The 4,382-nt window shown below is 41.5% G+C and carries 3 protein-coding genes; 1 reads left to right on the top strand and 2 read right to left on the bottom strand.

Annotation, left to right across the window (positions count from 1 at the left end; genetic code table 11):
• Positions 1–303: 303 nt before the first annotated feature.
• The gene (locus tag KJ365_RS03135; protein ID WP_214449579.1) at positions 304–1,458 is read right to left on the bottom strand and encodes an IS110 family RNA-guided transposase; all 1,155 of its coding nucleotides are present in this window, start codon (positions 1,456–1,458) and stop codon (positions 304–306) included.
• Positions 1,459–2,492: 1,034 nt separating this feature from the next.
• Here KJ365_RS03135 and KJ365_RS03130 point away from each other — a divergent pair.
• On the top strand, positions 2,493–2,831 hold the full coding sequence (locus KJ365_RS03130) for a hypothetical protein (protein WP_214450178.1): 339 nt from the start codon (positions 2,493–2,495) through the stop codon (positions 2,829–2,831).
• A gap of 460 nt (positions 2,832–3,291) precedes the next feature.
• Here the strand turns inward: KJ365_RS03130 and KJ365_RS03125 are convergent, their stop codons facing one another.
• Complete coding sequence (locus tag KJ365_RS03125; protein WP_214449666.1) at positions 3,292–4,341, bottom strand: IS110 family RNA-guided transposase; 1,050 nt, start codon at positions 4,339–4,341, stop codon at positions 3,292–3,294.
• Between the last annotated feature and the right edge of the window lie 41 nt (positions 4,342–4,382).

Genomic DNA, 4,382 nt, shown 5'->3' with positions numbered 1-4,382 from the left:
GTTGGTATGACTCCCTTTGTCAAGTTTGACAAAACAATCCTGTGACATTCTTTCGGTCCATAAGATATTTAAAAATTAAGCTAACGCATCAGATGAGGCAGTATTGTCGTCGGTTTACATGCTGGTATCCGTAGGTTACTTATTTTTCAATAAGCAGAGCTGACCTTACTTTTTCCGCCGCAGTGCCTTCTCATCACTCTATGTTCGTGGGTCAAAAACGTGTTGTTTATTGCCTTCCTAACACCCTCGGAGGTTGCACCACATCCGCGGCCTGATCTAAATGCGCTAGCTTAAAACTCTTTATCATGCTGGCACTCTACTAGTGCGCAATTTTGGATTGACCGGTGTGAGTACCACTTCTTTGGTAATCGCCCATATGTAAGCCGCCATCTCCCTGGCAATCGCTGCAATGATTAAATTGTAGTGTTTGCCCTGCTTACTCATGCGTTGATAGCGCTTGCACAATCGTAGTTGCGCCTTCCAAGCAATGTCCAAAATATCTTTGGGTAAGCACTCTTGTCGCTTTTGTAACTCGGTAGAGATATTAGCGGCGAATCGGTAACTATGAGCGCCTTCGATAAGTAATCGTCGTGCACGGCCATTACCTGTTTTGGTAATGGCCCCAATACGGCGTTTACCACCAGAGGAATGTTCTGAGGGCACCAGACCTAAATAACTCATTAGCTTTCTTGGGTGGTCAAAGCGGGTTAAATCACCCAGCTCAGCCACTACACCAACAGCAACCAATAGTCTTACTCCTCGCATAGATTGAATCGCCTTGACCACAGGATAATAGCGCCACTGACGTACTTGATGTTCAAGTTCATTATCGAGTCGCTCTAAGCGCTGTATTCGTTCAGTGATGGTTTGAATGTATTCTTGTAACACGATGTGCTGTGCAGGATGCGGCAGTACCATTTCAGTGAGCCAACGAAGGTGTTTCTTAGACCAGTTAGCCACTCCGTCGTAGTGAATATTGTTTCGCAGCAAAAGTGCCTTTAATTGGTACTTTGCATCCTTTAAATCTTTCATGGCTGTTTCACGGCCACGAGATAAATCACGTACAGCCTCATCTTCCGGCTCGGGGACATAGATGGGGGATAGATCTTCAGATTTTAGTAATTTCACGAGCTTAAGTGCATCGCGTCTATCGGTCTTTATTTTATCACCAGGCTTTTTAGGAATGAGTGACGGCGCTACCACATAACAACAATGACCTAAGCTGGTGATAAACCGATAAATCCAATAGCCACAAGGGCCTGCTTCGTAAACAAAGTGCAGAGTTGCGTTTGGGTATTTGGATTCAAACTGACGCACAAGCTTTTTCACGCTTACTTTTGAAGAGGCTATGCGTCCCATATGAACCGGTGCTTTCCCTCTACCATCTTCGCAATACGCCACTTCGTGAAATTCTTTATGAGTATCCAATCCAATAAAAATTATGCTATGTTTATTCATGCTAGTCTCCAAATTTATATAATGTTTAATCGACAATTATTTATGGCACTGGCTATTGTAGCTAACCCACGAAAATGCGGAGACTAGCACTTTTGAAGGGAGTCATAATGTCTATATTACTACGAGGTAACTTCTCATAGCCGTTGTTTATTCAGATTGGAAAAAGTTTCCTGAAAAATATGTGCCTTTTGAGGCAACGTTTTATGTAAAAGTAGAAAATGATGAAACGGTGATTCTACTCATTAACATAGTGCCTCAATTTCCACTAAGTAATTTGTATTCGTTTAAAGCAACTCTGAGTGATTTCAGAAGTTTTATAGAATCACTATACTTAGGTAAGCGTGGGGCTTATCTTTTACAGCAAGGGATGTTAGTTAAAAGAATGCTGAAAGTTTCAGGTAAATATGCGTTCAATTCGAGCAGTAAAATCGGGAAATTACCCGTAGGATTTTCGTCATTAACAATGACACCGGGAACGTGCAGAAGTCTTTATGAGGAATATTGTGAAGCGTAATACAACAAGAGATTTAATTCGCTTCGCTGTGACGTCACTTCGTGCCGCACATTAATCGAGCGTTAGGTGCCGGCTCCGCCTAGCCAGAGGGTGATTTAAACTCAAATGGAAATTTATAATACTGATATCGCATCCGCTATTTTAATTTTGCTCGGACTTGTCGTTCTTTTCAAAAAGAGCGTGCGATTAACGTTTTCCGTTGGTCCCTCGGGTACTAACAGCTTCGTAAATGAAAACAGTAAGTACACTAAAAGTAGTGATTTTCAACTGCAAGGAATGCGAAAACTCTTACTTGGATTATTTTTAGTTTTAAGCGGTGTTGCCATTGGTTATTATCTGCAAGGAGAATTGGCATTTACACTCTAACAATTGATGCTGATTCAGCACCTAACAAAAGTATTTTGACAGTCGCTGTTGCTCCTTCGGACATTTTGCATTTGCTAAACTCTGCATTTCACTTCGTTCAATCAACGCAGATTTTAGCAAATACAAACTGCCGCAAATGCGAGCGTTATGTGCCATGAATAATTACGTTCTTCGTACTCTATCTATTTTCATCGTACTTATAGCCATAATCCAAATATATGGTATTGGGGAAAGGGGTTTTAGTGCATTTTGGATGTGGTACAAGTTTTATGGTTATGGTGGTATTGATGGCATCACCATTGGGACAACAATGACTGCAATAACTGTTTCTGTCTCGTTAGTCGCAATCACAATTTCTTATGCAATTAGGAATAAATCAGAAGACAAGTTGGTTTTGGTGCTTTCAAAATATTCAATGTATTCTTTGCTGGTAGGTTTAGTGTGCTTGGCAGTTTTATTGGCTAGCCCTTTGGCCTATTTTAATTCAAGGTAGTGGCACATAACACATATGAGCCTCCGGTCTGTCAATGACAAAAGAACACCTATTGCTCATTTTTTTATGAGCAATCTAATTCCTTTCATCAGTTTTGTTTACTTCGTCTGTCATGGTCGATGTTGAGCATATTGCTCACGTCAAACACATATAGAGGCTCTTAATGTTGCACTTTTCAGTTCCTTCTGATGGTCAACGGCACTAGACATTCATCGGTTAACCTTCATCTGTCCTATTCAAAGCTGAGTGGCTTAGTAGAACCAGTTAGTGGCGGGCTCAGCGAAGGTGTAAGCAAAGTCTGATAAAAGTTTATGTTGCGCAACAGTGGCATGTCTAATCAAAGCGAATTGGTTAAGGTCAGTTGGTATAGTTATCGATGCTGCTAGGGCAGATTGATGTGCGATAACAAGATACTCGCCATTTTCCCAGTTATACGATGAAGCTCATGCCACTGCGCGACTTACCCGTTTAAAAACTTATCTTCATTAAATACCTGTTGGTTCTTGAGCATGAAATAAACACAGCGGCCTATTTTATGTGCCAAAGCTGATAGCGCTTTAGCTTTGCTCATGCGTTTCTGAAGCGTTTCAAGGTATCGCTTAGCTTTGTCATTGCCTTTTAAGTACAGAACGGCGGCTTCGCTGAATGCCCATTTCAAATGCGCATTACCTATTTTATTGCCCTGAGTGCCATAGGACTTTCCTGCAGATTCGGCTTTGCATTTTACGAGTCGTGCGTATGACGCAAATTGTTGGACACGAGGAAAGCGCTGTATATCACCCACTTCATATAAGATGGTTAGGGCGAGAATCTTACCAATACCAGGAAAGGATCTTAGAATATGGAAGTCACTTCCCTTGTTGATCTGCGCTTTGAGCTTGACGTAATGCTCGATTTTATAGATTTCGTGCACCATGGTATCGATAATGTTGAGATTTAAGTCCATGCTTTTTTGCACAGCCTCATCAGGAAAGAAGTGGTGCATATGTTGTCTGGCGGGTGAGTTTTGTAGGTTTAATCGTGTTTCAGGCGCAGGTAAATTATATTGGCCAACAGTGCTGGACACATGAGCCTTGAGTTGAGCACTCATACGCATAATATGTGTGCGTCTTCTCAATGCATCCCTGATAGAGCGATGCTCTTTGGGGTAAGCATGGGCAAGCGGGAAATTTCCTCCTCGCATGAGTTTAGCGATCTTCAATGCATCGATTCTATCATTTTTAGTTTTACCTGCATGAATCGCTTTCATGTAGAGCGCATGGCCAAGAATAAAGTCAATGTTGTGCTGTTCGCAAAAATCCGATACCCAGTACCAACAGTGCATACACTCGACGCCGACTACTACACTACCGAGATAAGGTGTCAATAACTGAATAAGTTGCTCTGGCGAATCAGAAATTTTTTCATGGACGAGAACGTTATTTTCATTATCAATAATGCAGACATAAAGTAGGCGGGTGTGTAAATCAATTCCACAATAGTAAGGATGTGTATTAGTATAGAAATTCATTGAGTTTTCTCCGTTGGTTTTGTCGCCTGTTAGGATAAACT

It is taken from the genome of Glaciecola sp. XM2 (assembly GCF_018595715.1).
Taxonomy (GTDB): domain Bacteria; phylum Pseudomonadota; class Gammaproteobacteria; order Enterobacterales; family Alteromonadaceae; genus Glaciecola.
Note: the sequence above shows the minus strand (reverse complement) of the source record. Positions and strands in the feature narration are given on the sequence as shown.

Bases quoted from the DNA above. Each gene is read 5' to 3' on its own strand.
- KJ365_RS03135 (WP_214449579.1), bottom strand. From the start codon at position 1,458: ATGAATAAACATAGCATAATTTTTATTGGATTGGATACTCATAAAGAA.
- KJ365_RS03125 (WP_214449666.1), bottom strand. From the start codon at position 4,341: ATGAATTTCTATACTAATACACATCCTTACTATTGTGGAATTGATTTA.
- KJ365_RS03130 (WP_214450178.1), top strand. From the start codon at position 2,493: ATGAATAATTACGTTCTTCGTACTCTATCTATTTTCATCGTACTTATA.